Origin of the sequence: Paenibacillus sp. IHBB 10380 (genome assembly GCF_000949425.1) — a bacterium.
Classification (GTDB): domain Bacteria; phylum Bacillota; class Bacilli; order Paenibacillales; family Paenibacillaceae; genus Paenibacillus_AQ.
In genome coordinates, this window is the sequence record NZ_CP010976.1 from 4630671 (window position 1) to 4656633 (window position 25963).

Genomic DNA, 25963 nt, shown 5'->3' on the forward strand with positions numbered 1-25963 from the left:
AAAATAATATTTATATACAATTAATCCCTATATGACATTTCTAATACCTCATGTTACATATTTTATTTAAAATACCTTATAATAACTCAACTTTCGCACTTATAAAAATGACTTAAGCCCTCGAACACGTAAGAAGAATTAAAATAGATTTAATCATATTGACAAAAAAACACCTCACTTGTTTGGTATCAGAGAAGTGCGACCAACCATGCCAACAAGAAAGGTGCGTAACTCTATGTTACAACCAACACAGGCAAATTTACTAAAGGTTACACGATGTTAACGCTGGGCTGGTCCGGCGGTTTTAGCTTTACTCCGCTTAATTTTTGTCACGGCGCCAATCAAGTGATGAACGGACACTGCGAAGGCTATTTTTCTTTTTTGCTGATGAAGTCCGCGATTTAGACTACCAGACTACGTTTCAACAGCTCATGAGTTTATTTCTCCAAATGTCCCAATAAAAAATAAAAAAGAACAAAATTTCTTTATTTTGTTAAATACAGAAATAGATCTCTGGTTTACCTAGCTATATCAAGGGTTTGTTTGGAGATTTGAGCTACGAAAGTTGAGTTATTAACAAATGTAATTGTGATATGAACATCCCGATATGAAAGCGAATTCATAATATGTCACGTATAATTCTATTAATCATTACGATCCATAAGGGAGGACAAAAAGGATTTTGTTTGCCAGATTACTTGGTAAGTTCCTCAGTCTTGACTTTTTACTTCATTTTAATGGAATGCTGATTTGCCTTAAAGGGGCAAAGCGATACTCGCGTTTTTTAGTTTTTTGAATTTTTCGAGCGAGTATTTGCAAGTGTAGTAATAAAATTGAAAATGATTGTTAGGGGAGTTAACATGGCGATATATATTTTAGAGGATCAAATTGTACAAGCTCTAGCATTAAAAAAAGTGATTGAACAATACTGTCAACTGCATGGGAAAAGTCGAGAAACTATTCATACTTTTAAAAAAGTATCTGATTTGCTAAGAAAGGTACAGGAAAACTCTGAGTTAAATCTGTACTTTATAGATTTGGAGATTAGTTCCGTAGAGATGGAAGGTTTAGAAGCTGCTAAAGAGCTGAGAAATATTGATAAACAGGGAATTATAGTTTTTGTTACTGCACGCTCTGAATTGATAGCTATTTCATATAAATATTATGTTTCAGCACTCACATTTATTGAAAAGAGATTAGATTATTCTTTATTAAAAAAAGAAATCAACAACTGTCTGAAAATTTATCTGGAAATGATAGAACATTCAATTATTGACGAAAAAATATTTGTTTATCAAACTAAAACTTCGATAGTTCGTTTATATTTTCGAGACATATATTTTTTTTCGACTGTATATGATCATCGGATATTGTTAACTGCAAAAGATCAAATCCGAAAATTTCAAGGGACTTTAAAAAACATTGAAAAATGTGATGCCAGATTGTTTAGAATACACCAGTCATTTTTAGTCAATCTTCAACATATTAGTAGTATAGACAAGTCTACAAGAGAGGTCATTTTGACTAAAGGTGAGCGGCTACCCATTTCCCGAAGTTACTATCAGAGGACGTTGGAGTTATTTGGAAATTATATTAGTTGAAATGTTCTAGTGCTGAATAAAAGTTGCAATTTCAAACAGTATTGATTCTAGAAAAATAAACATGAGATATATTTTTGAAAAAGGATATTCAACCAAAAGAAAAAATTTTAGCAATAGATTCAAACCATGAGTTTGAGTAAAAATAGCGGCGATTTCCCTGATAGTTTCTGATAGATATGCTGTTTTGTTTGCTGGAGAAGAAAACTTTCTTGCCACGGACTATGTTACAGAAAATAGCCAAGTGCTGTGCGATGTTTAGGATGGTGACTGGCTTGAAGTATTTGAGCGAGCTTGCCAGTAAAACCTGTGCTCGACATCCCATCGACAACATGCAAAAGATGTCGCAAAACGGGTTTAGAGAAATACAGAGGCAGTCGCCAATGTTTAAAACCTTTTTCAATTTGTTAATGGTATGTTAATCTATTCATCAGCAGATATGCTCCTTTGGTGGATGGTGGCGTAAGAACTTTCGTTTTAACCAAAAGAGTGGACTCTGTCTTTAGCACGCTAATCCATCGCACTATGGGTGACAGATTTAGATTTCAGCCATTCCAGCAATTGAAATAATTCTTTGGTCAGTGTACCACGCGTTCGTACTTTACTTTGAATGTCACCTGCTTCATGCACATTTAAGGTGCAGATCACGAACGTTTCTTGATGAACATCTTACCTGCACAGTTTTGAATTTGCACTTCCATAACTAATCCTTGCATTGGGTAGATGACATGGTGATGGATCGGTTCGAGCTGTAACATTTTTATGTTCGCAGTTCTCTAGGTAAGGGTGTACTTAAGCTGGCAATGGTTTGTACACAGAACCGATCTTTATAGTTTATTTAACGGGTAGACTATTATAAAAAGAAGCGTATTACCTCACCATGTTACTACTAGTATGGATGTTGTTGCTAGAGAAGATAAACTTGCTGATATTCTCATGCCAGGCTTGAGATCAAAAACCCATAATGGTTTATTTGAGTCTGTAAAATAGATTGTGTAAACTCCTAAACCTATTAAAATAGTAGTATACGAAAGGTAGGGGAGAACACATGGGATTATGGACAAAACAGCAACTCCGTGAGTTCATTAAAGAGAACAAATTGGTATCTGCACAGGATGCTCAAAATGCATTGAAAGAGTTGTTTGCAGAGACGTTGCAAGAAATGCTAGAGGCTGAAATGGATACTCATTTGGGCTATCAGAAGCACGACATGCAGAACAAGCAAACAACGAATAGCCGTAATGGAAAGAGCAAGAAAAGCATCATTAGCGAGTACGGTGAGCAGGAAATCACCATTCCCCGTGATCGCGAAGGTGAATTTGAGCCGCTTGTTGTGAAGAAACATCAATCCAATGTGACGGGTATTGAAGATCAGATCGTTGCCTTATATGCAAAAGGCATCAGTACGCGCGAGATTCAAGACCACCTGAACAATCTGTATGGCATTGAGGTCTCTCCAACCTTCATTTCCAACGTCACGAACAAGATTGTTCCTCTCATTAAGGAGTGGCAGAACCGACCACTCCAAGCCGTGTACGCGGTTGTTTTTCTAGATGCCATTCACTTTAAGGTCAAACAGGATGGTGCCATTGTAAACAAAGCAGCCTATATGGTCATTGGTATTGATCTAGATGGATGCAAAGACGTTCTTGGAATGTGGATCGGCGAGAATGAGTCCTCCAAGTTCTGGCTTAGTGTCCTTAATGATCTGAAAAACCGTGGTGTACAGGACATTCTCATCACATGCGTAGACAACTTAACGGGCTTCACTCAAGCGATTACAGCCTGTTATCCGCAGACTGAAATCCAAAAATGCATCATTCATCAGATTCGCAACTCTACTCGATTTGTCTCCTACAAAGATCTGAAGAAAGTAACTGCTGATAAAGCCCATTTACAAAGCCGTAAATGAGGAAATGGCTCTATTGGAATTGGACCGATTCGAGGAAACCTGGGGTAATAAGTATCCCCTGATTGTACGCTCCTGGCGAAACAACTGGGATGAACTCGCAACCTTTTTTAAATACCCAGCAGAGATCCGTAAAATTATTTATACGACCAACATCATTGAGAGTTACCACCGTCAATTACGCAAGGCTACCAAAGGTAAAAGCATCTTCCCTACGGACGATTCCTTACTGAAAATGCTCTACTTGGCCACGATGGATGTTACCCGTAAATGGACAGGCCGTGTACAGAATTGGGGGCAAATGCTCCTTCAGCTTTCCGTGTTCTTTCCGGATCGCATCGGGCAGTATCTCAGATAACTTTTCTCCCCTCGGGGAGGAGCCTATTAAAAGAGTTTACACAAAAGATTTGACAGACCCCGTTTATTTACATAAGATTCTTGACTTATATCCTTACAACGATTTATCAAAATACATCAAGAAAATTAATTCAATTGTGTATTGTAGAAACAGCAAAATAAATGCATATAACACTGCATTAGAAACACTCAAACTAATTTGAAAAGGATTTAATATATCTACAACCAATATGATACCAAATACTATTGTAATTAAACCTTGGTACCAAATTATCACTTGGTTCGCCTTATTCTGAATCAACTGCCAGCGTTCATCATTTTTATATTTTGCACTTTTAATAGCTTTGTAAAATACATTACCAAAAAGTCCTATCCCTAATACGATGAACCCAACTAACATTACTGTTTTATAAATCATTATTTATCATCCTCCTTCAGTATAAATACTTCATTAATAGATACATTAAATGCTCTTGCAATTTTGAAGGCTAGCTCCAGTGATGGTGAATATTTATATTTCTCGATGGATATAATTGCCTGTCGCGACACCCCAAGAAGTTCAGCCAAATCAGCTTGCGTCCAATTCTGTACAGCTCTCAAAATTTTAATGCGATTTTCAATCAATGTAATTCACCCCTTACTTAACGTAACTATTTGATTACATTTATATTGTAATTAAGTAGTTACATTTTGTCAAGCATTGAACTAGGAAGTGTCTGGAAACTCATCATTGAGCCAATTTAAAAATAGCCACAACATAAATAAAAGCTAAAAATAACTTTGCTAGTTTGTCATAACCCCCCTGTGTCACAATAGTTGTCGATGTCTTTTTTTCAAAACCACAAAAAAGAAGTCGAGCATCTCTCTGCTTTCGACTTCTTTCAAAATATACAGGATTGGCACATGCCTCTTCAAAGAACGTTCACTTTAGATCAGCAATATACCCTTCCATCATACCGATCAAATTATCCTCTGAAACATTCCCAGTAATTTGAAACTCAATTACTGTTTTATCAGTGGTTAGAACACTTAAGCTAATGAGTTTTTCATGTCCATCATCCGAATATAGAGCTAATATATTATCTGTATTTTTAATCATTTTCCAATTACCAACATAATTATTGGATAATGTTAGTATTCCCTAAGCCGCTTTTGTAGCGTCTGGATTCTTACCTTGAATAACTAAAACCCACTGATTTTGTTGTCTGTAAAAGTCTATAATAGAAGGCGTATAATTGATAACATTCGTATTAATATTAAGAGTTCTATCATTTGTTTCGGTTTTATTAATATCATCAGGAATATTAAGGTTTATACTACCTGCAATTCGATGATTTAAAGGAATGGGCGTTTCTTTAGCTGTAAGAAATTCAAAACCTAATTCGTTTTTACCAGAACTTAAATCATATTCTTCCTTTACAGTACCCGGTTCCTTTAACCATTGATTCACTCTTTCCATAGACTCCATTTGATTAACAGGACTTGGACTATGTTCCGTCAGTGATACCAATATCCCATTCCATTGATTTGGAAAAGCATACACCGCTCCAGCTGTAGCGGAAGTGATTAAAAAAATAATGCATGCTACTAAAAAAACTGGCTTTGGACCCCTTTTAAGTATGCCTTTTTTGATTCTTATGTCATTTATTCTATGCATTACCTTTGCAGAAACATCTATTTGCCTTAAATGCTCCTCTAGGTCTTTAACTAATCCGTTAAACTCTGATTTTTCGTTCATTTAAAAGTCCCCCTAAACTAGCTTCATTATCTTCCTTTTCTGTGATTTTTTTTTTAAAACGCTCAAACCTTTTCCGACAGTGGACGTACGAATATTCAAAATATTTGAAATTTCAACAAAGGTATACCTTTCAACGGTATGAAGAATAAGTATGGACTTTTCTGCCTCAGATAACATTTTATAATCTTCAGTTAGACAGCTACGTTTCGATAGATATACCTTTTCAGGACTTGCCTCATATTCTGTTGGACCTTTTACAAGATTCAATATCACTTCTTGCCACTTTTTTCTTTTCCTCAAAACAGTTCTACAATGATTTAAAGCAATGGTGTAGAGCCAACCCGCAAAAGACTTATCATATCGAAATGATTGAATTTGAAAGAACGCCTTTATAAATATTTCTTGTACCCCATCCTCGGCTTCTTCCTCATTTCCTAATAAAAAGTAGCAATACTTATAGATGTTATTCTCATACCGCTTGACGATTGCCTCAAAAGCACTACTGTCACCTTCAAGAATTTGTTTTATTTCCTTATCCGCAATATTCTTCTCCCCCTTCCTCTTACATATATAACTAACGGCAACGCCTTATCGTGACATGGACAATTAAAAAGATGAAGAAGTTAAAGTTAACTTCTTCACCTTAGTACGACTTATCATTTTATGGGTAAAGTGATTTCCAGGTTAGGGAAATACACCCTTCTTACTTTTCCGTTTTCATCCAACACAAATTGGCTCTTATCTCCTTTCTGTGGAATCAATTTATACGTTTTTATAGTAATAGATTTAGGAATCGTTGCAAACGGTTCAAATCGGGAATCCATTAACATAGCATTACCACGACCGGTTGGAGAAGATCCGTTACCGTCAATTTGCTGCAACTCATTCCCTTTATCATCATAAATTGCATAGCCCAAACGAGGTTGCGAAGAGGAGCTTCTCATATGTTCAGGAAATTTAATAAGAGTGGTTATGTTCGTTGTAATCGGCGTAATCTCAACCTTCTCTAGCGTCAAACTGATATTCTCATATGTTCGAGTTACAGCAGGCGTTAAAACCACATTGTCTTTGGTGTTCTTCACCACTGGAATGTTGAACTTAAATGGCTCTGAAATTCCTGACACCGTTATAGTTAATGTCAATTCAAATTGATCTGGAAAAACCTTTCCTCCTTGATTATGTAAATCTGAAAGTTGTAAAAAAGTTGTATTCTCATTCTTACCAGGAATCGTATAAGAACCAAGGGAGTGGCCCTTAGGGGCATAGGATTGGGTAGACTCTCCATTAATCGATAAATCCCAAGTACTAATTATATCCTGTACAGTATCCTCTAAAAACTTCTCCTCTGAAGTCTGACGTTCGATCCCAATGGATACGCGAGTACCAACGAACAATACACCTGGCACATTTAATGTTAATCCATCATGAGTCACACTTGCATCCATTATTGTAAGGAGACCCTTCTCATCTACAGCTCTTAAGCCAAGATCACCGGCAAATCGAAAGATCGTATCCATCCCGGGAATTTGTTTAATGGATGCTGCCAACGTTGGCGAAATGAATCCCGCACCTATCACTAGAGTAAACACTATAGCCGCTGATCCTACAGTGATCATTGCTCTACTCCATCCACTTCTCCGATGAGTGCGATTACTTCTTGTGTTTCTCAGATGGCTACTTTCAACCTCTTTCATCGTCTGTTCCACTAGATCAACCGAAATCGGTGTTTCCCGAATTAACTTTTTTAAATGATTAACCTCTTTATCCTCCAGCTCTGACCGATTGTTCATGTACTTTCCCTCCCTTTTCCTTTTGCTGAATTAATTTTTTGCGGAGCCGTTCATACTTTTTTCGAACCGTTGTCGGTTTAAGGTCCATAATAGAAGCAATTTCGTCATAACTATATTCTTCAAGAGATCGCAACAAAAGAATTTGCTGTTCTTCAACATTAAGATGATCTAATAAGTCGTGAATGACCTCCGTATAACTGTGTTCCTTCTCTTGCTCTCTGTTGACCTTGTACTCCAATAAAGATTGATAATTCTTATTCCTTTTCTTAATTAGATCCAGACAATGATTGTGGGCAATTTTATAAAGCCACGCTGATAGTGAAACAGGTTGAGAAAAGTGATCGATACGCTCCAAACCTTTTATAAATATATCTTGAGCTGCATCTTCGGCTTCTTCTTGACTCTTGAGTAGGTAATAGCAGTAGAGAAATATCTGTCTTTGAAACCTTTTTATAATGAGGGTGTAAGCCTGCATATCTCCCGTTTGCACCTTCTCAATCACAGACTTTATTTCCATATCCAAATCCAGTTTCTCATCTAAACTATGTGATTCATTCATTTCACCCCTCCTTTCTACCCATATAACTGAAAATGGTGGTACTTTGTGACAGTCCCACGTTATTTTTCTGACTATTAAATAAAGACAGTTCTAACTCTGCAACAAAAAAAGATGACTCCTGATGAATTCAGAAGCCACCTCTTAGCTACACGTGAGTTTGTTCGTTTCGACAAAAGCAATCTAACGTATGATCGTTAATCATTCCTGATGCCTGCATAAATGCATAACAAATAGTGGAACCGACAAATTTCATCCCTTTTTTCTTGAGCACAGTACTCATCTGATCTGATATTAGGGTGTTAGCAGGCACCTCAGATTTAATAGTCCAATGATTGATGATGGGCTTCCCGTCCACAAAACTCCATAAAAAGCTCGAAAAGGAACCTTCATTACGTTCGATCTGCTGATAGATACTCGCATTATGTATAATGGCACGCACTTTCAATCGATTGCGAATAATTCCAGCGTCTTGTAATAGCTGCTCAACTTTATCCTCACCATAAGCAGCTATCTTCACAGGATCAAACTGGTCGAAGACCTCCCTGTAACGCTCTCTCTTCTTGAGAATCGTGTACCAGCTCAGCCCCGCCTGCATGCCCTCTAACATCAGCAACTCAAATAACTTCTGGTCCTCAACTAACGGTCTTCCCCACTCCTCATCATGATAAGCAATATATAGGGGATCATCGTTAACCCAGGCACATCGTTGCTTTAATTGGTCCAATAACTTCACATCCTTTTTCAAGCCTCATCGGCATCCTTCTTGTCATTCGCTTGAAAAATAGCATACGCAATATGTGCGACTAAACCTAGAAATAATCCCGTCCCTGCTATGATATAAACCATCGTGAATACTTTCCCAAGCGAGGTTTGAGGCTCAAAGCTAGGATGCCCTACCGTACTCAGTGTAACGACACAAAAATATAATGCATCTACAATGGACAGGCCTTCTTCTTTAACATAAAAAATAGTTCCGGATAATAGCATAAATATGATCAACACGAACAAGACTTGAAAATTCTTCTTCTTGAAGGCATGCCAGAGACCTCCAAGCAAACGTTTGAGCGTAATTATAAAAGATAGCATTCTCTAGTGACAACCCTTCTGACTTCATTGAATTGAGTAGTATTTTTTAAATCTACACCAAACCACTTATACTTACTTATATTTGAAAAAAGACCATCGCCGAGCCGATTGGCATGCAAATCATAAAAACTAATTTTTATTATATAACAGCAGCTCTATCATGTCTTTCTATGGATACTGTTATAGGTTAAAATATTTATATACCAATAAATAAAGGGAGTCGATAAGAAGATGAAACAAGAAATAATTGAACGATTTACTTCCTATGTGAAGGTCGATACACAATCCAATGACGACATGAATACCTGCCCTACTACAGCTGGACAGCTAACGCTCGGACATATGCTAGTAGAAGAGTTGAAGACAATCGGTATGAAAGAAGTGACTATGGATGACAATGGCTACGTGATGGCTACTCTTCCTTCCAATACAGATAAGACAGTACCTACCATCGGGTTTCTAGCGCATCTGGACACAGCAACTGACTTTACTGGTACTAACGTAAATCCACAATTGGTTGAGAACTACAATGGACAAGATCTGACCTTGAATGAACCGTTGCAAGTTATTCTTTCTCCACGTCAATTCCCCAATCTCGCCAATTATATCGGTCATACGTTAATTACAACAGATGGAACAACACTACTGGGTGCTGACAATAAAGCGGGAATCGCTGAAATCATGACGGCTATGGCTTATCTCATAGTTCACCCTGAAATACAACACGGTACGATCCGCGTTGCCTTTACGCCTGATGAAGAGATCGGTAGAGGACCTGCCAAATTCGATGTTGCTGCATTCAATGCAACCTATGCCTATACAGTCGATGGCGGCCCGCTTGGTGAACTAGAATATGAGAGCTTCAATGCAGCGGGTGCCAAGATTACAGTTAAAGGGAATAACATTCATCCGGGGACAGCCAAAGGGAAGATGGTCAACTCCGCCAAAATCGCTATGGAGCTACAGAGTAAACTTCCCGCTGAGGAAGCGCCGGAGCTAACAGATGGTTATGATGGTTTCTACCATTTACTCTCCATCCATGGAGATGTTGAACAAACCACTCTGTATTACATTATTAGAGACTTCGATAAAGACCAATTTCATGCTAAAAAAGAAAACCTTAAACAAATAGTGACTGAACTTCAACATCAATACGGTCAAGAAAATATCATTCTAGATATGAATGACCAGTATTACAATATGAGAGAGAAAATCGAGCCTGTGAAGGAAATTGTCGATATTGCCTATCTGGCTATGCAGAACCTAGGCATTGAGCCTAAAATCTCTCCAATACGCGGAGGTACTGACGGTTCACAACTCTCTTATATGGGGCTGCCTACACCTAACATTTTTACAGGGGGAGAGAACTTCCACGGCAAATTCGAATTCATCTCTGTCGATAATATGATCAAGGCTACACAGGTTGTCATTGAGATCATTAAACTCTATGAGGAACAAGGCACTAACTAAAACATTAGTTACACATAACCATTAGATAGGGAGCTGGAGAAATTATGACTGAACAGACGCGTCTAGGAAGAACTGATTTGCTAGTCAATCCGGTTGGATTGGGTACTAATGCCGTAGGTGGACACAATATATATCCGAACCTAAATGAAGAGGTCGGCAAAGATGTTGTCCGCACTGCTTTGAGGAATGGTATTAATTTTCTAGATACAGCGTATATTTATGGTCCCGAACGTTCAGAGCAACTCATTGGAGAAGTGCTGAAAGAAACAGGCCGCAGACAAGATGTTGTTATTGCCACAAAGGGCGCCCATAAATTCGTTGACAATAAAATTGTACTAGATAACTCTCCTGCCTTTCTGAAACAATCGGTGGAAGATAGCTTGAAACGGCTCAAAACAGACTACATCGACCTGTACTATATCCACTTTCCCGACGAACATACACCGAAGGATGAAGCGGTAGATGCCCTACAAAGATTAAAAAAGGAAGGCACCATTCGAGCGATTGGCGTATCCAACTTCTCTATTGAACAACTACAGGAGGCTAATCGTGATGGATACGTGGATGTATTACAGTCTGAATATAATCTATTTAAGCGTAGTGCTGAACAAGATTTATTACCTTATACCAAGCAGCATGGAATCTCATTTGTCCCCTATTTCCCACTAGCTGCAGGACTACTCGGTGGCAAATACACTAAAGATACAACGTTTGAGGATGGAAGAGCTAAGAATCCACTCTTTCAAGGGGATGCCTTCATCCAGAATCTACAGAAGGTTGAACTACTACGTGAGATCGCTAATAGCAAAGATGCGGAAATCGCCCATATCGTACTCGCATGGTATCTTACCCAAGATTCTATAGATGCCTTAATCCCTGGAGCTAAGAAACCGGATCAAGTACTTAACAATCTAAGAACCCTAGATGTTCAATTGACCTCCGCAGAAATTGAACATATCAATCAAATTTTTGAGGTCTAAACACATACCTAAGCTATGCGAGGATACACGATTTCCTCGTCCCAAAATTCAGTATTCGTTACCCGATCAAATAGAGACGAACGTGTATCCCTTCTAATATTTTTATAAAAAAGGACTTTCAAATCCAACATGATGGGTTTGAAAGTCTTTTAATTATGAATAATGGAGTTGATTCATCTGCCCCGGGTTTCTCGGTGATTTCTTCAAAAAAGGGAACTTATTGGTCATCGAGGACCTGTTCCCTTTTTTATTTTTCAGATTTAGTAGGCATGGTAAATGATGTTCAATATGGATTATAATCGTTTCTACGCAACACTAGCGATTACGGTCATTACATTTCCTTCTTCGTAATACGGAAAGAGATTATAAAACAGAAGAGTAAGCAAAGGAACTGGATTGATAAGGCCAGCATGATTCCTGTCAATACTCCCCATCCACAAGTTTCACTTATAGCGATTAGAGCACCGCCTAATCCAATGCTTAATCCAGGACCAAACGCATCAATAAATTGAATATTCGCCGAAACCGCACCTGCTTCCCCTACTTTCGCATGCTGTAGAGCAATGGCTCCCGTTGTTGGATGTGCTAACCCTATGCCAAATCCGGTGAGTGTTTGTGATAATACCGCGAATATTATTCCATTACCTGGAAGTCCTACAATTATTATGACCAGCATAACTCCGACAATCATGAAACCAACGCCGACGATTACCCGCTTTTTTCGGCCATTCCCATGGTCTCTTTCATCAAGCTTGGATTGGAACCAAGCTGCTGCTGACCAACTTATTGCTCCAGCGGCAACAATTAAACCCGCAACGTCCGCCGATAAACCTTTAACTGTTGTTAGAGCTAAAACAACGTAACTTTCAACAGCAAAGAAGCATGCAACAAACATCCCTCTTGAAACAATGGTTGCCGGTAAACCTTCTCTGACTAATAAAGCGCCCTCTGGTAGCAGCTTTCGCAAAGGTTGAATCATAATCAATACCCCTACAACTGAAATCGCAATTCCCTTCCAATCGGGTACAAATCCTAAGCCGGTTAACAACAGACCCGTTCCGAGAGTCAATAAAATGGCATAGATTTCTTTATAGTTTCCTCTTTGGGTAGAGGGTGTACATGTGTTTTCAGCTTGTAATTTACGAAACGACGGGAGCGTTAAAAATACAGATAGAACAACGAAAGGCAGAACAAACCAGAACACAAACCTCCATGATAGAAATTCAGCTAAAAGTCCTGCTATATAAGGGCCAATCAATGCAGGAAGAACATAAGCACTTGAAAATGCTGCAAGAATTTTAGTTCTAAGCTCGTCAGGGTAACTTAATGTAATGCTGTAGTATACGCAAGTTAAAAGGGCACCTGCTCCGAAACCTTGAAAAGCTCTTCCTCCAATCAGCATGTGCATATTGAAGGAAGTTGCTGCAATGACGATACCTGCAACAAAAACTAGAATAGACACGACATAAGATTTAAACACACCATTCTTATCAATCTGATTACCGATAACCATTGTGCCAATAATTTGAGATAAAAGAAATGCGCTAAAAATCCAGCCATATAAAGGGATACCATTTAAACTTTGCGCCAACTTCGGTGCAATAGTCGTAATCGCTAGTCCCTCGAATCCTACGGTTGCAACAGCCAAGATAATACCTATTGTCATCGTTCTATACTGGACATCAAAAATCCCTATTTTATTATTGTTTTTTTTCATCATTGCAACCTCCATATAATTGTTAAACCTAAATTAATAGTCTTGATTATAATTGTCATAGCAACTAATATACGCATTGAATTACATGTTAATACAAACAAAATCCGTTATAAAAATTTTACATTATCATACATTTTAGAAAGTGTCCTTCTAAATGTTTCAACTTCTTCATCCGTTAATCCATCAATGGTCTTTCTATACGCTTCAAGCGATGGAACAAGAATTTCATCTTTAATTTCTTGACCTTTAGAAGTTAGATATAGGCGTAAGGATCTTCTATCCGTCTCATGGGTTACACGATAAATAAAACCTTTCTTCTCAAGCTTGAATAGCATTCGGGCAATGTTCGTCTGATCTTTAAAAAGTCTTTCTGCAAGTTCTTTTTGAGTAATCCCCTCCCTTTCCCAAAGTATAACCAGTATCTCCCATTGATCCACTGTAATATCAAACGGGGTAAGCACTTTTTGATAATAATTATTAAGTTTCAAATCTGCTCGGTGGACAATAACACCTATATATTTTTCTAATTCCAATGGTATACCTCCAGAATAATTGACTTGATGATAGTTGTTGTGACCATTATATTTCCAACCCCTTATAATGTCAACTCTTATCGATACGGTGATAGGCACCCAAGAAAAGACGACTCTAAATCAAATCAAAGGAGAGTCGTCTTTTTTGATACAACTATTTAATTCAGTTGGGATGCAGTCATAGGATGTGAATGTCTAACGTGGATCCTTTGCAGCTTCTAGCCATGTTCTCAATAATGTATAGTCCGTCACTTCGCCAAGAACAACTTTTCTAAATCTTCCTGTCTTATCAATGATAAAAGTTGCAGGCAACCCTGTAATCCTATACAGACTCGATACCTTTCCTGTAACGTCTATAATAACGGGAAACGTAAATTGTTGTTTTTTCATAAATTCATTAACGGTACCCTTGGCTTCTCCAACATTGATAAATAACGTCTCTATATCGTTATCTTTTGATTGAAAAACACTATGAATAAGCGGCATTTCCCTGACACAAGGTTTGCACCATGATGCCCAAAAATTAATCAATACGACCTTTCCACGATACTCAGTAAGGCGAACTTGTTGTCCTTCCGTATTGGTTGCTGCAAAGTCAGGAGCGGCCGCTCCAACCTCTATCTTGCTTGACCCTGAATGTTGGCTGGACCGGTTAGACTGAACTATAGTCCACGCCAACGCTATGAGAGCCACTACTACGATCAATATTGTAACTATACGTCGAAATTGTATCCTGTTACTCTTCAAGTAACGCACCTTCATTTCAGACCAAGACTATGATTAAATGCAGCGTGAGTGGAGCCATATTTATCACGGAAATGCTCAATAGAGCCTTCCCCAACGTTTCTGCCACGGTTCAAAAAAACAATGTGATCAGCTACATCATCCGCTATTTCAAGTTGATGCGTGGAGAAGGCAACCGTATGCCCCTCCTGCTTGATATTTTTTAATAATCGAACAAACTCTTTCATCCAGAACGGATCTAATCCATTGGTGGGTTCATCCATAATAAGCAGTGGTGGTTTTGCTAATATCGCCTGAGCAAATAAGATGCGCTGACGCATCCCCTTTGAGAAGGTGTTTACCAATACTTTTCCTTTATCCTCTAAACCAACCAAAGTGAGAACCTCTTGTACCCTTTGTTTAGGAACTCCTCGAAGTGCCGCCCAAAAGGATAAAGCCTCTTCTGCGGTCAGCCCCTGATTAAATTGATAATCATCTGGCATATATCCGATTTGTTGAGAAAAAAGCTTCCTTTCCTTGCTCCAGCGTAAGTTGTTTACGATGATGTCCCCCGAAGTAGGTTGCATAATCCCAGCAAGCATTCGCAGAACAGTGCTTTTTCCCGCTCCATTCCCGCCACATAATGCCAAAACATTGCCTGAGGCGATATTAAAACTTATATCTTGAACTATGGTCTGCTTCTTTATCGTTTTGGATAGCCTAACGACCTGAGCTACAACATCATCCACGGGAACGTCCCCTTTCCCAAATCCAATACACAATGATAATGGAACCTACAATCCAAAGTAAGCAAACCGCTGCAAATAGCAAGCTACCGCTCGGCTTTTGAATCCACTCTACCCACTGGAAATATTCAGGTCCTAATATGGAACCTCCCCCAAGCTTAATTACGACAAATAGACGTACCAGTTCAGCAGGATTGATAAAAGTCAAAGCCACCAACAATGGCTTAATCCATAAATACGGCAATAGTCCTAATACCGATATAAGAATGGTCGGCCAGCCAATGATGGCAAAGAACCATATCGATACAGAGATCGTTAATGCCTGCCAGCGATTTTTAGACAGAGATCCAATAAACAAAGCCACAGTTAAAAATAACATCACTAATCCACATGAAAAAACTAAAAATAGAAAATACGTCGTTGAATCAAAACTTGTCCCAATGAATCCGCTTAAGAATCCCATAAGGCCATATCCGAAAGCTACGATAGTCAATAACACGATGGATAAACCTACGTATTTTCCAACAATAAAAGACATGGTTCCCATAGGATAGGTTGATAATAGCTGCCAGCTTCCCTCTTCCTTTTCTGAGGTTAAGGAAAAGGATCCAAGGAACAGGGTCATCAGCGGTAAAAGATATAAAATAAGACTTAACATGGAACCTGTAATTCCTGAGTATCCCTTAACGATATTTTGAGAATTAATAATCAATAAACTCAAACTAAACGTACAAAAGAGGATCAGGAAGGAATACGCCCAAGGATTACGAAATCCCATTTTAACTTCTCTTCTTGCCACTTGCATCATATCTATCATGATCACATCTCCAGCTTCTTTTGTTACTTGTGGCTTGAATCCTCGGTCATTTCACTATGACTGTCCATCTCTTCGCTCATATGCCCTTCTCCATCCATCATTTCCATCATGTTCTGACTTTGTTTCCAATCATGGGCCGCCAGATCTTCAGCTTTCATGATTTTCCCTACACCTTGCTCTGCAATAAAAGCTTCCGCAGACTTTGTATCCTTGAAGTTGACTATGCCATAGGCCATTGGAGTACGAAGTGAATCATCGTATACATAAGTTGCCTTATTAAACTCGATCCACTCTTTGTCGTTATAGTCACGAACGTAATCCATACCTATATTTTCAGTTCCATTTTGTTTTTTCCATTCATTCATACAACCAATATCATCAAATTTATAGTTTTTACCGTCTTTTGTCGTCAATTGTGTCGCAAAGGCATCATCCTTGATCTGCATTTTGCAAATAGCACAAATATCAACTTCTTCGTTAATCGGAAGCGCCTCGTATTTTTGCCCACAGGCAGCCAATACTAACATCCCAAGTACCAGTACCAACACTGTTTTAATTTTTTTCATGAACGTAATACCCCCATATAGATAATTATAATAATAGACACAAACAGTAGCATCCAACTGGTGACCATAACAGTCCCGTCCTTCTCAGCAGTCTCCATTGGAGTCGTTGTATTCAATTTCATTAACGGCGAGCTATCCGCAGACCAATGCTCACTGCCACTCGTAAACATATCACTTAAAAAGGTCATCCCAGGTGACTGAAAAAACAGCTGGTACGCAGAATTTCGACTAATTAAATTCTGGTAGAACGGGTTAATCTCATAAGGGATATCACTTATTCCATCCTGATTCAAATCTAATCCCTGAAAGGAATCCCAATAGTTCCCCTTCATTTCGTTATCTTTGCTGTCAATTGCCTCGGCTTCAATGACATTAGCAATAAATGCGTTACTATGAAATTGGTTACCCTCAGCACCCTTGAGCTGGATGCCTATGAAATTTCTAAGCACAGCGTTGTCTCTTAATTGATTCATAGATGATTGTTCCATGTAAATACCCACACGGTTACCTTCAACAATATTTCTCTCAATAGATGACTTATGCACGTCATACAACAGAATACCTTGCGCATGAACATTCTTACTTTGTTTGAGGAAGGAATTATCGGACACCACTACATTCGTGACTCCCATAACCATGGCACCCGTAATATTGTACTCTCCTTCATTGTCAGTGAGATGAGAACCATCGACATACATACAATGAATGCCGTAGCGCAAATGAAACAATTTGTTCTCGTTCACCACTGTATTGCGGCTGTTCTCTAGATAGATACCATCCCGTAAATAAGAGATTTCATTGTACTCAATCTGATTGTCATGGGAGTTGTAAAGATCGATCCCGTTGCCCCTGTTTCCAGCCCCCGCACCTTTAGGTATAAACCACTTAATGGCGTTATTCTGAATGATTCCCTTATTTGCATCACGAAGCCTGATTCCATATCCTCGTGTAAGGATTCTAAGATTCTCTAATGTTACTTCGTCCCCAGTCACTTCGATTGCCGTTGATTCACCATCCGTATTATGCTGAATGTTTATTCCTTGTAGCTTAACTCCATTCGAATGAATCGCGATGGCTGATTCTTGGGTATTGTTTAACAGAGTCACAGATCCATCCCCACGAATAGAAAGTTTCTTATTAATGATGACTGGTCCTTGATAAGTACCAGAGTCAAGAACGATGGATGCCCCTGAACTGGACTGATCGATAATTTCTTGTAGGGAAATCATAGGTTCGCTGGAAGATGAGCTTGCAAAAGTTTTAATAGAAAAAACAGGTGTTATAAATGCTACATTGAACAAGATCAAAAAAACGACTATATGAAGTATGTATCGGCGATAATATTTCATATCAATGGTCATTCATGTGGCGCTACCGTCGATAGGACTCCCAAATATCGCCACCAGACATCATATAAAAAATTTCCTTTCAAAGTGGATTCCTCCTCTGCTTTATTGGCTGTCCCGAGGGATTATCAAAAGCGTTATCATTTATATTTAAGTGTACCTAATAAGCTATTTTTTCCATATAGCTCGATATAGCTATAGTCTTAAAGGAATTGTGTCTAATTTGTAGCATTCACAGAAAACTTATTCCGTCCATTTGTTATCGTCTGGAATAAGCCCCTGTTCTAAGGCGTATCTGGTAAGCTGTACGCGATTTTGAACTTGTAACTTCTTCAATATATTTTTCAAATGATTCTTTACGGTATACTCTGAAATACTGTATTTTTCAGAAATTTCTTTATTGGTCCAGCCAGTAGCAACACCATATAAAATATCCTGTTCTCTCGATGTTAATCGAACAATCGGTTCTCTTTTCTCAGTTAAAGAGACGTCTCTTAATATTTGATAAGCCACCTCTCTGCTCAAGGGTACTTCTTCATTTACAATAGAATGAAGGTATTTTAACCAGGTCGAAGGCTCAAGATTTTTCAGAAGATATCCTTGCGCCCCTCGTTTCAAGGCCTCAAGCAGATGAATCATATCATCAGATACGGTGATCATTACGATTTTGACATACGGTAACATAAGCTTTATTCGTTGGGTTGCCTCTAGGCCATCCATAACCGGCATTTGAATATCCATCAGTATTAAATCCGGAAGCCACTGTTCTGTAAATTCAATGGCCTGTTGACCACTGGTCACAACTCCAATAACTTCAAAGCTCTTATCCATCGACAATATGTCACATATAGCCTCTCTTGCATGTGAGCTATCGTCCACGACCAATACACGGGTGTGCGTCATCCTATTTCACCCTCTTTGGTCAATTCGACAATAGTGTATTGATGATCTCTTTCTAACTGCAATCTCCAGTTCATATTTTCAGTTCTTTCCTTCATAATATTTAATCCATATCGATCCTTAAGTTGGAATTGATCCATCTCAAATCCTTTACCATTATCTTTAATTGTTACTTTCCAGCTGTATTCGTCTCCTTCTCCGTGTATCCACCCTTTTGATGCCACCGCGTGCTTCTCAATATTCACGATAGCCTCTTGGATGCAGGCAAGAAGCTCTACCTTTTCTTTCGGGTTTAATGCATAATCGGGAATGCTCCAATCCACATCCATATCAAGAAGTACTTCATCAGCCATTCTCCGTACTTTATTATCCAGGGATTCGTTAGATATAAGTGCCTCATCTGCTGCAGGGTCGTATCTTAAATTGGCAATAGCCTGACGAACATAACAGTTCACTTCGTGAACAGTTTTTCTAATTTTATAGACCTCCTGAAGGTGATGCTCCCGTTCTTCATGAACTTCCAATCGATCTACCTTTACTGACAATAAAAAAAGTGATTGTGCAATACCATCATGAAGCTCTATGGCCAATTTTTCCCTTGCTTCAAGTGCACTTTTAGCTGCTCGTTCGTGCTCCAATTCCCGTTGAATCTGCTCCAGCATGTGAAAGAGTTTATTCAACAACGTTATACTTAGCACATAGACAATTAAGGGAGTAATCCAGTTGCCAATTTCCATGGATATGTAGGATAACAAATACTCATGTCTGACATATTCCCATACACCAAGTGTTACTGTAGGTATAAATAAAATCATCCATTTAATTTGCTTGTATGTCATGTTTCTTCTCCTTTAAGAGTAACTAGCAATCTCTTTATATCTATTTCAAGCATAACTTTCTTTAGAGAATTGGACATGACTCAATAGAGCTATAAATATAGAAGATACAATTATCAATTGTAGACATTTTATGACAACTAAATGGAACTGAGCACGCATCAACATAACCTCTTGTCGATACGACAATAAAGACCGATTTTTTTGTCGGCCCGAATGAAGAAGTTAATATTCTTTTCGCTGACACGATCAATTCTGCTAGTGACTACCAATAACTCTGACTCTTAAACCGAAAAATGATTAATACATCTGTAAATTTAATGAAACACTCCACCTCTAAGGCGGAGTGTTTCATTAAAAACCAACTTACCCTATTCATTCCCAGTTCTTATTCCCAATTCGCACCTTCAAAACTTAGTATATCGTCCTATATTCCGTCTATAATTTACTAAACGACCTTACGGGTGTAATCCGAATACTCGCGAATAAACTCATTATTATTAACAAGAGATGAAATCCCATCGTTACAATCAATCCGGATTGCATCGTCATTCCTGCAACCTGACTAACAGCAAGAATGGCACCGCCTATACCGATGACCACACCCGGTGTAAAAGAATCCGCAAATTGCAGATTGGCAGAAGTCTCACCAGCGCCTTCTTCTCCAGTATGAGCAAATGCTACCGCTCCGCTAGTCGGATGTGCCAATCCCATTCCGATGCCCGCTATGATTTGCCCAATAACGGCTAAGATAGTCGTTACGCTTGGAATCCAAAACACGACTGCAATTCCAAGTGTAAGCAGTAGCACACCCACGATAATTCTTCTATTACGCCCACGACCCTGATCTGCCGAATCCCATCGTCCTTGCAGATAAGCAAAGACACACCAACTCAGTGCGGCGCTGGCCACAATTAATCCGGCCTGATCGGGAGTCCTACCTTTCACATCTATCAGAGCTAATACTAAGAAATTCTGTGTGCTGACATATGCGGCGAAGAACAGCCCGCGTGTTGCTAGAATAGCTGGCATACCTCTTCGAAATATAAGAGTTCCCTTAGGTAGCAGCTTGCGTAGTGGATATGCCATTAACGCTAAGCCGGCAATGACTAAGACAATCCCCGTAATTTTCGGCAGCATGCCAAGACCAACCAAGAACATCCCTGTACCCATCGTTAATAATACGGCCCTCCATGTATCGGCAGCTCCGCTTCCCTCTTGTGCACCCTGTGCCCTTAATTTCCTAAAGGCCGGTAGGCTAAGCAGTGCTGACAGAATCAGGATAGGCAATATTCCCCAGAAAACAAACCGCCAAGACCACTGCTCTGCAATAATACCGGCCACGTATGGACCGAGCATGGACGGAAGAACATAGGCAGTACCGAATGCTCCGAGTATCTTGGCACGCAATTCATCGGGGTAACTTAATGATATCGCAGTGTACACGCAAGTCATCATAGCACCGGCACCCAAGCCCTGCATCGCTCGTGCGCCTATCATCATATACATGTCGCTTGCAATCGCAGCAACGACCAGCCCTACGATAAACAACAGAAGTGCGAAAGTAAACGGTGTAGCAAGTCCTTGTCTATCAATGATACGACCGACGACCAAGGTGCCAATGATCTGGGCAAGGAGATAAGTACTGAATATCCAACCAAACAGGTCAATGCCGTTCAAGTCGCCCGCGATAGAAGGGGCAATCGTGGTTACCGCTAAGCCTTCGAATCCAACCGCCATCACTGACAGAATAATCCCTATCGATAGTGCAAAATAACGTGTGCTGAAAATACTTTGATGGTTAGACATAAGAGAAGATAAGACCTCCAAAAATAGTTTTTATATGTATACAACGTATCCGGATACTTAGTAAACATATTTGTTTATAAAGTAAACATACAACTTCACTTTGACTTTGTAAACATTTTTATTTAAAATATAGGAAGTGGTGCAAATCAGCTCGTAAGGAGGAGGAGCCCCAATGAGACGGAATGAAACGAATAAGGATTCTTCAACTCGAACCCGAAGAGGGATCATCGATCTTCTAAAGCAACAGGGAGCGATGGATGTCATGGCACTATCCTCCGAATTCTCGCTATCCGGGATGGCTATTCGTCAGCATTTAAATGCCCTGAAAGAGGAAGGATTCGTTACACATGAAGAAGAAGCCCGCCCCATGGGCCGGCCGGCAAAGCTTTGGAGACTTACTCCTGAGGCTAATCAATTTTTTCCAAGTGGGTATTCGGAGTTATCGGTCAGTCTGATCGATTCTATGAAAGAGGCTTTCGGAAATACCGGGTTAGACAAGCTGCTGGCTGTCCGCAATAAGAATATGCAAGAACAATATCGTCAATACCTTGGTAGCGCATCGGGCCTGAGGGAAAAACTGGATAAACTAGCCGACATTCGAACAAATGAAGGCTATATGGCTGAGGTTCAGGATCAAGATGATGGGAGTCTCTTATTCATTGAGAAGCATTGTCCGATCTGCGAAGCTGCCGCTGCCTGTACTGGGTTATGTAAGAATGAGTTAAATCTATTTCAAACGATTCTTGGACAAAGTGTTCTTATAGAACGGGTAGAGTATATTTTATCGGGGGAAGGGCGCTGTGTATACAGGGTTATGGAAGGCGAACAAGCGATAGATGCTGCCTATACTGTGGACTGTGGAGAATAAGCAGTAAACAAACAATTCATTGTATTGATCGGTATGTTCAGACTGTTGTATCTTTCTGCAAATCAGTAACAATATCCGGGCTTGATCTATGTTGTATCCTAAATAAAAGCAGACTGCCCGGTGAAGTGCTCCCTGTCAAGTGGACAGTGTAAAAAACAAAAATAGTTAGACCTCGATTCCTCGGCTGGTTTGAACAGAGCTGAGGTTTTTTGTTATACAGTTCGGCGGTATTCATTAGGTGACAAACCACCCAAACACTCTGTATAGCGGTAGTTGTTGTAATAGCGAATATATTCGCTAACGTCTTTAAAGACGTCTTCATAGGTGTGAAACTTTGTAAGATAATAGCTTTCTGATTTGTAAGTACCCCAAAATCGTTCAATAGGTTGGTTGTCCAAGCATCGGCTCACACGAGACATGCTTTTCATATATCCATATTTTACGTGGAGTCGATTATACTCATGAGATGTGTACTGGAAGCCTCTGTCGCTTTGGAGGAGTGGGGTTACACTGGGATTCTTCTTGTAAGCCTTCTTCAGCGTATCCATCACGAGTTTATTGTTGTTGGAATGGCTTAATACCCATGAAACAATGGCGTTATCGTATACATCGATAATAGCGCTTAAATAGGCCTTGCGACCATTCCCATACTTCAACTCGGTGACATCCGTACACCACTTTGAATTAGGAGAATTGGCATCAAAGTTACGTTTCATTACATTTTCAACGACATGGATTTCAGAGGCTTTCACGTAGCTCGGCCGTTCCCTACGGATGACTGCTTTGAGTCCAAGAGCACGCATGATTCGATAATAGCGTTTTTTGTTGTAAGTCTTTTTGAGTTTTCGGTTTAGCTGAGTACGCATTTGACGATACCCAAGTATCCCTTTTCGCTTGTCATAACGAAGCTTCACTTCTTTAGCTAGCGCATGAATTTCAAGTTCCCTGGCAGATGGCGTCCAGTTTAACCACTTGTAATAGGCAGATCGAGCAACCCCTGCTAACGCACACAACTTCGTAATTGCGTAACCTTTTTCTTTGTTCAGTTCTTGAATCGCATGATACAAGTCTACTTGTCGAACGAGGGTTAGCGTGTATTTCGTTGCTTGATCTGTGCCAACTTTTTTGCGAAGGAGTTCTCCATCTCCAGGTATTCGTTCCGAGCTTCTAATTGCTTGATCCGTAGCTTAAGACGTTCATGCTCATCTAGTTCCTCTACAGGCTTTTTGCGACCGCGATTGTCCTTGAGAGCATCCTCACTGCCTCCTTGATATTTCCGAACCCATGCGTACACTTGCTGATAGGATACATCGTACTTTGCGATCGCTTTCTGATAATCCAAATCATTAGCGATGGTATATTGTGCAATTTCAATGCGTTCTTCAAAAGATGTTTTACGTCCATTATTCATATGAGATAGTCCCTTTCCTTTACGAGTAGGTTTCAATTCTATCTCACTAGTATACTTGGAAATCCAATTCCTCAGGACACTTGTACTTGAAATATGGTACTTTTTTGTTACCGCTGATAAGGAGTAATGACCAGACAATAACTCTTTAATAGCAGCAAGCTTCGCTTTCTTTGAGTATGTTTTCCATGTCTTTGATTCCTTTAGCCCTTCCAAACCATCTGCCTTATATTTTCTTATCCAATCCGTGACGGTTCCCTTACTTACCCCGAGCTGTTTTGCTTCATAGTTTGGATTTGACTTATGCCCAAGACACCGCTGAACGGCGTGTAATTTTACTTCTAAAGAAGTAGGACTTCTTTTAGACATTAGAAAAACTCCCATCATTGTAGTAGTAGAAGGTTTGTTTTTTTCTACTGTCTACTATGATGGGAGCGTATCACCGGGCAGTCTGCTTTTATTAGGAAAGAACCCCTTCCTGAAATTGATTGCCATGTAGCTCGTAGTATAAACCCTTGTGATCCAAAAGTTGTTCGTGACTCCCCTGCTCCACAATCTGTCCATCTTCAATGACAAGAATCTTATCTGCATTTCGAATGGTACTTAAACGATGGGCAATCACAAAGCTCGTCCTACCCTGAAGCAGGGTGTTCATCGCCTCTTGAATATGTATTTCCGCTAAGGTGTCCACACTACTCGTTGCTTCATCCAATATCAGTAATGCAGGATCGGACAGAATGGCACGGGCAATGGTAATGAGCTGACGCTGTCCATGACTGATGTTGCCGCCCTCCGCAGACAGCTCCGTATCATATCCTTGTGGAAGCTGCATGATGAATGTATGAGCATTGCCCTGAACCGCCGCTGCTACCACTTCTTCATCCGAAGCATCGAGCCGACCATAGCGGATATTATCACGGATGGATCCAGAGAAAAGGTGCGCATCCTGTAGCACAATTCCAAGCTGGCTTCGCAGACTATTCTTCTCCATATTACGAATGTCTACTCCATCAATGAGAATCTGACCTTCATTAATCTCATAGAACCGTCCGATGAGGTTAATAATCGTCGTTTTCCCTGCTCCAGTGGGTCCTACCAGAGCGATTGTCTCACCTGGATTGGCCGTAAAAGTAATATGCCGCAAAGCCGCATTCCCTGTCCCATATTGAAAGTGAACATCATTGAACTCAACCTTACCCCTGATGGATGTTACGTTACTTAACGATTGGTCTTCATCATACTCAGATGGAATCTCCATGATTTCAAATACACGTTCCGCCCCTGCTACTCCCGATTGGATCATATTATATTGATTCGCTACTTCGTTAAGCGGTCCACTAAATTGTTTCGCATAGGCTAGAAAACTGACGATAACCCCAACAGTCGCCATCTCATGGATGGCGAGAAAACCACCGACTGCGGCAATCAGTAAATAGCTACAATGGCTGAATAGATTCATGAAGGGACCCATCATTCCTGAGTAAATCTGTGCTTTAATTCCTGCTTCTTTTAGCTTCGTATTGGTGGTATTGAACTCCTCAGCAATTCTCGCTTCCTGATGAAATAACGTAACCACCCGCTGGCCCGATACTGTCTCTTCAATGAAGCCGTTTAATTCACCGAGCTTTTGCTGTTGACCTTTGAATTGACGCTGCGTGAACTTAGCAATCTTCTTCGTAATGATCGTAATCAAGGGGATCGTCACCATAGCTACGAGTGTTAACCAGACATTCAATATCAGCATCATGGTCAGAGAACCGATAACCATCGTCACACTTGAAATCATTTGGATTAGACTCTGATTCAGCGTATTGGAGACATTATCAATATCGTTGGTTGTACGGCTCATCAGCTCGCCATGACTCTTACTGGCAAAGAACGGAATGGGAAGCTTCTGAAGATGACTGAACAGGTCTCCTCGTAGACTCCATACGGTCCGCTGTGACACATCCGCAAGAATGATAGCTTGTAGCCATGTCACCACGCTACCTAGTCCATATATCATTAACATCATAATACATAGCTGAAACAATCCCTCGTAGGCCCTTGGAATAATATATTGGTCCAGCGCCATTCCGATTAGATAGGGTCCAACTAGCGCAAATCCTGCTGCAATAATAGTAAGAATAATAACCGAGAATAAGCGAAAAGGCTGGCGCAACAAATAACGTCCAAGTTTACGTAATGAAGATAGTGTAGTATTCATA

At 39.7% G+C, this 25963-nt stretch carries 26 protein-coding genes and 2 pseudogenes; 6 read left to right on the forward strand and 22 right to left on the reverse strand.

The genetic code is table 11. The annotated features are described in order from the left end of the window. Positions 1 to 332 precede the first annotated feature (332 nt). From UB51_RS29830 to UB51_RS21000, 3 genes and pseudogenes are all read left to right on the forward strand, one after another. Positions 333 to 509: pseudogene (locus UB51_RS29830) on the forward strand (IS4 family transposase); the annotation flags it as partial. Positions 510 to 860: 351 nt separating this feature from the next. Continuing rightward, positions 861 to 1601: a LytR/AlgR family response regulator transcription factor gene (locus UB51_RS20995; RefSeq protein ID WP_044878970.1), complete on the forward strand. Its 741-nt coding sequence runs from the start codon at positions 861 to 863 to the stop codon at positions 1599 to 1601. 1045 nt (positions 1602 to 2646) lie between these two features. After that, positions 2647 to 3865: pseudogene (locus UB51_RS21000) on the forward strand (IS256 family transposase). 93 nt (positions 3866 to 3958) lie between these two features. Here UB51_RS21000 and UB51_RS21005 read toward each other — a convergent pair. From UB51_RS21005 to UB51_RS21040, 9 genes are all read right to left on the reverse strand, one after another. Beyond that, positions 3959 to 4282, reverse strand: coding sequence for a hypothetical protein (locus UB51_RS21005; RefSeq protein WP_044878971.1), 324 nt, complete (start codon positions 4280 to 4282; stop codon positions 3959 to 3961). After that, on the reverse strand, positions 4282 to 4488 hold the full coding sequence (locus tag UB51_RS21010; protein WP_044878972.1) for a helix-turn-helix transcriptional regulator: 207 nt from the start codon (positions 4486 to 4488) through the stop codon (positions 4282 to 4284). Before UB51_RS21010 ends, UB51_RS21005 begins: the two co-directional genes overlap by 1 nt. 298 nt (positions 4489 to 4786) lie before the next feature. After that, a complete protein-coding gene (locus UB51_RS28360; protein ID WP_160297290.1) occupies positions 4787 to 4963 on the reverse strand; it encodes a hypothetical protein in 177 nt (58 codons plus the stop codon). 42 nt (positions 4964 to 5005) lie between these two features. Next, on the reverse strand, positions 5006 to 5602 hold the full coding sequence (locus UB51_RS21015) for a hypothetical protein (protein WP_044878973.1): 597 nt from the start codon (positions 5600 to 5602) through the stop codon (positions 5006 to 5008). 12 nt (positions 5603 to 5614) lie between these two features. Continuing rightward, positions 5615 to 6172 carry an RNA polymerase sigma factor gene (locus tag UB51_RS29835; protein WP_082063216.1) on the reverse strand — a complete coding sequence of 186 codons (558 nt, stop codon included), beginning with the start codon at positions 6170 to 6172 and terminating at the stop codon, positions 5615 to 5617. Between the two features lie 86 nt (positions 6173 to 6258). Continuing rightward, positions 6259 to 7392: a DUF4179 domain-containing protein gene (locus UB51_RS21025; protein ID WP_044878975.1), complete on the reverse strand. Its 1134-nt coding sequence runs from the start codon at positions 7390 to 7392 to the stop codon at positions 6259 to 6261. After that, positions 7364 to 7951, reverse strand: a complete 588-nt coding sequence (locus tag UB51_RS21030; protein ID WP_044878976.1) for an RNA polymerase sigma factor — start codon at positions 7949 to 7951, stop codon at positions 7364 to 7366. The genes UB51_RS21025 and UB51_RS21030 overlap by 29 nt, the downstream gene beginning before the upstream one ends. A 145-nt stretch (positions 7952 to 8096) precedes the next feature. Next, on the reverse strand, positions 8097 to 8696 hold the full coding sequence (locus tag UB51_RS21035) for a DNA-3-methyladenine glycosylase I (protein ID WP_234405481.1): 600 nt from the start codon (positions 8694 to 8696) through the stop codon (positions 8097 to 8099). Continuing rightward, on the reverse strand, positions 8693 to 9037 hold the full coding sequence (locus UB51_RS21040) for a potassium channel family protein (RefSeq protein WP_044878977.1): 345 nt from the start codon (positions 9035 to 9037) through the stop codon (positions 8693 to 8695). The genes UB51_RS21035 and UB51_RS21040 overlap by 4 nt, the downstream gene beginning before the upstream one ends. 231 nt (positions 9038 to 9268) lie before the next feature. Between UB51_RS21040 and pepT the strand changes: the two genes are divergently transcribed. Together pepT and UB51_RS21050 are read left to right on the forward strand one after the other, a co-directional pair. Next, positions 9269 to 10507, forward strand: a complete 1239-nt coding sequence (gene pepT / locus UB51_RS21045) for a peptidase T (protein ID WP_044878978.1) — start codon at positions 9269 to 9271, stop codon at positions 10505 to 10507. Positions 10508 to 10551: 44 nt separating this feature from the next. Beyond that, complete coding sequence (locus UB51_RS21050) at positions 10552 to 11487, forward strand: aldo/keto reductase (RefSeq protein ID WP_044878979.1); 936 nt, start codon at positions 10552 to 10554, stop codon at positions 11485 to 11487. A 331-nt stretch (positions 11488 to 11818) separates the two neighbouring features. Here UB51_RS21050 and UB51_RS21055 read toward each other — a convergent pair whose 3' ends face one another. The 10 genes from UB51_RS21055 to UB51_RS21100 all read right to left on the reverse strand — a co-directional run bounded on the left by UB51_RS21055 (position 11819) and on the right by UB51_RS21100 (position 21480). Further along, positions 11819 to 13204 carry an MFS transporter gene (locus UB51_RS21055; protein ID WP_044878980.1) on the reverse strand — a complete coding sequence of 462 codons (1386 nt, stop codon included), beginning with the start codon at positions 13202 to 13204 and terminating at the stop codon, positions 11819 to 11821. Positions 13205 to 13311: 107 nt separating this feature from the next. After that, positions 13312 to 13737: a MarR family winged helix-turn-helix transcriptional regulator gene (locus UB51_RS21060; RefSeq protein ID WP_044878981.1), complete on the reverse strand. Its 426-nt coding sequence runs from the start codon at positions 13735 to 13737 to the stop codon at positions 13312 to 13314. A gap of 195 nt (positions 13738 to 13932) precedes the next feature. After that, positions 13933 to 14484, reverse strand: a complete 552-nt coding sequence (locus tag UB51_RS21065) for a redoxin domain-containing protein (RefSeq protein ID WP_445322340.1) — start codon at positions 14482 to 14484, stop codon at positions 13933 to 13935. Between the two features lie 11 nt (positions 14485 to 14495). Further along, positions 14496 to 15209: an ABC transporter ATP-binding protein gene (locus tag UB51_RS21070; protein ID WP_044878983.1), complete on the reverse strand. Its 714-nt coding sequence runs from the start codon at positions 15207 to 15209 to the stop codon at positions 14496 to 14498. Beyond that, the gene (locus UB51_RS21075) at positions 15202 to 16023 is read right to left on the reverse strand and encodes an ABC transporter permease (RefSeq protein WP_199924956.1); all 822 of its coding nucleotides are present in this window, start codon (positions 16021 to 16023) and stop codon (positions 15202 to 15204) included. The genes UB51_RS21070 and UB51_RS21075 overlap by 8 nt, the downstream gene beginning before the upstream one ends. Positions 16024 to 16046: 23 nt before the next feature. Then, a complete protein-coding gene (locus UB51_RS21080; RefSeq protein WP_044878984.1) occupies positions 16047 to 16589 on the reverse strand; it encodes a nitrous oxide reductase accessory protein NosL in 543 nt (180 codons plus the stop codon). After that, positions 16586 to 17950 (reverse strand): right-handed parallel beta-helix repeat-containing protein, encoded by a 1365-nt coding sequence (locus tag UB51_RS21085; RefSeq protein WP_234405483.1) that lies wholly within the window; start codon positions 17948 to 17950, stop codon positions 16586 to 16588. The genes UB51_RS21080 and UB51_RS21085 overlap by 4 nt, the downstream gene beginning before the upstream one ends. A gap of 228 nt (positions 17951 to 18178) precedes the next feature. Beyond that, positions 18179 to 18838, reverse strand: coding sequence for a response regulator (locus UB51_RS21090; protein ID WP_044878985.1), 660 nt, complete (start codon positions 18836 to 18838; stop codon positions 18179 to 18181). Beyond that, positions 18835 to 19674, reverse strand: coding sequence for a sensor histidine kinase (locus UB51_RS21095; RefSeq protein ID WP_044878986.1), 840 nt, complete (start codon positions 19672 to 19674; stop codon positions 18835 to 18837). Before UB51_RS21095 ends, UB51_RS21090 begins: the two co-directional genes overlap by 4 nt. Before the next feature lie 435 nt (positions 19675 to 20109). Continuing rightward, entirely contained in the window at positions 20110 to 21480 is a 1371-nt protein-coding gene (locus UB51_RS21100) for an MFS transporter (protein WP_044878987.1), read from the reverse strand. A gap of 172 nt (positions 21481 to 21652) precedes the next feature. Between UB51_RS21100 and UB51_RS21105 the strand changes: the two genes are divergently transcribed. After that, positions 21653 to 22348, forward strand: coding sequence for a helix-turn-helix transcriptional regulator (locus tag UB51_RS21105; RefSeq protein WP_044878988.1), 696 nt, complete (start codon positions 21653 to 21655; stop codon positions 22346 to 22348). 212 nt (positions 22349 to 22560) lie between these two features. On the opposite strand, the gene UB51_RS21110 is transcribed toward UB51_RS21105, so the two are convergent. From UB51_RS21110 to UB51_RS21120, 3 genes are all read right to left on the reverse strand, one after another. Next, on the reverse strand, positions 22561 to 23520 hold the full coding sequence (locus tag UB51_RS21110; RefSeq protein ID WP_144406940.1) for an IS3 family transposase: 960 nt from the start codon (positions 23518 to 23520) through the stop codon (positions 22561 to 22563). Continuing rightward, on the reverse strand, positions 23436 to 24125 hold the full coding sequence (locus tag UB51_RS21115; RefSeq protein ID WP_044876000.1) for a helix-turn-helix domain-containing protein: 690 nt from the start codon (positions 24123 to 24125) through the stop codon (positions 23436 to 23438). The genes UB51_RS21110 and UB51_RS21115 overlap by 85 nt, the downstream gene beginning before the upstream one ends. 91 nt (positions 24126 to 24216) lie before the next feature. Then, positions 24217 to 25962 carry an ABC transporter ATP-binding protein gene (locus UB51_RS21120; protein WP_044878989.1) on the reverse strand — a complete coding sequence of 582 codons (1746 nt, stop codon included), beginning with the start codon at positions 25960 to 25962 and terminating at the stop codon, positions 24217 to 24219. Position 25963 lies beyond the last annotated feature (1 nt).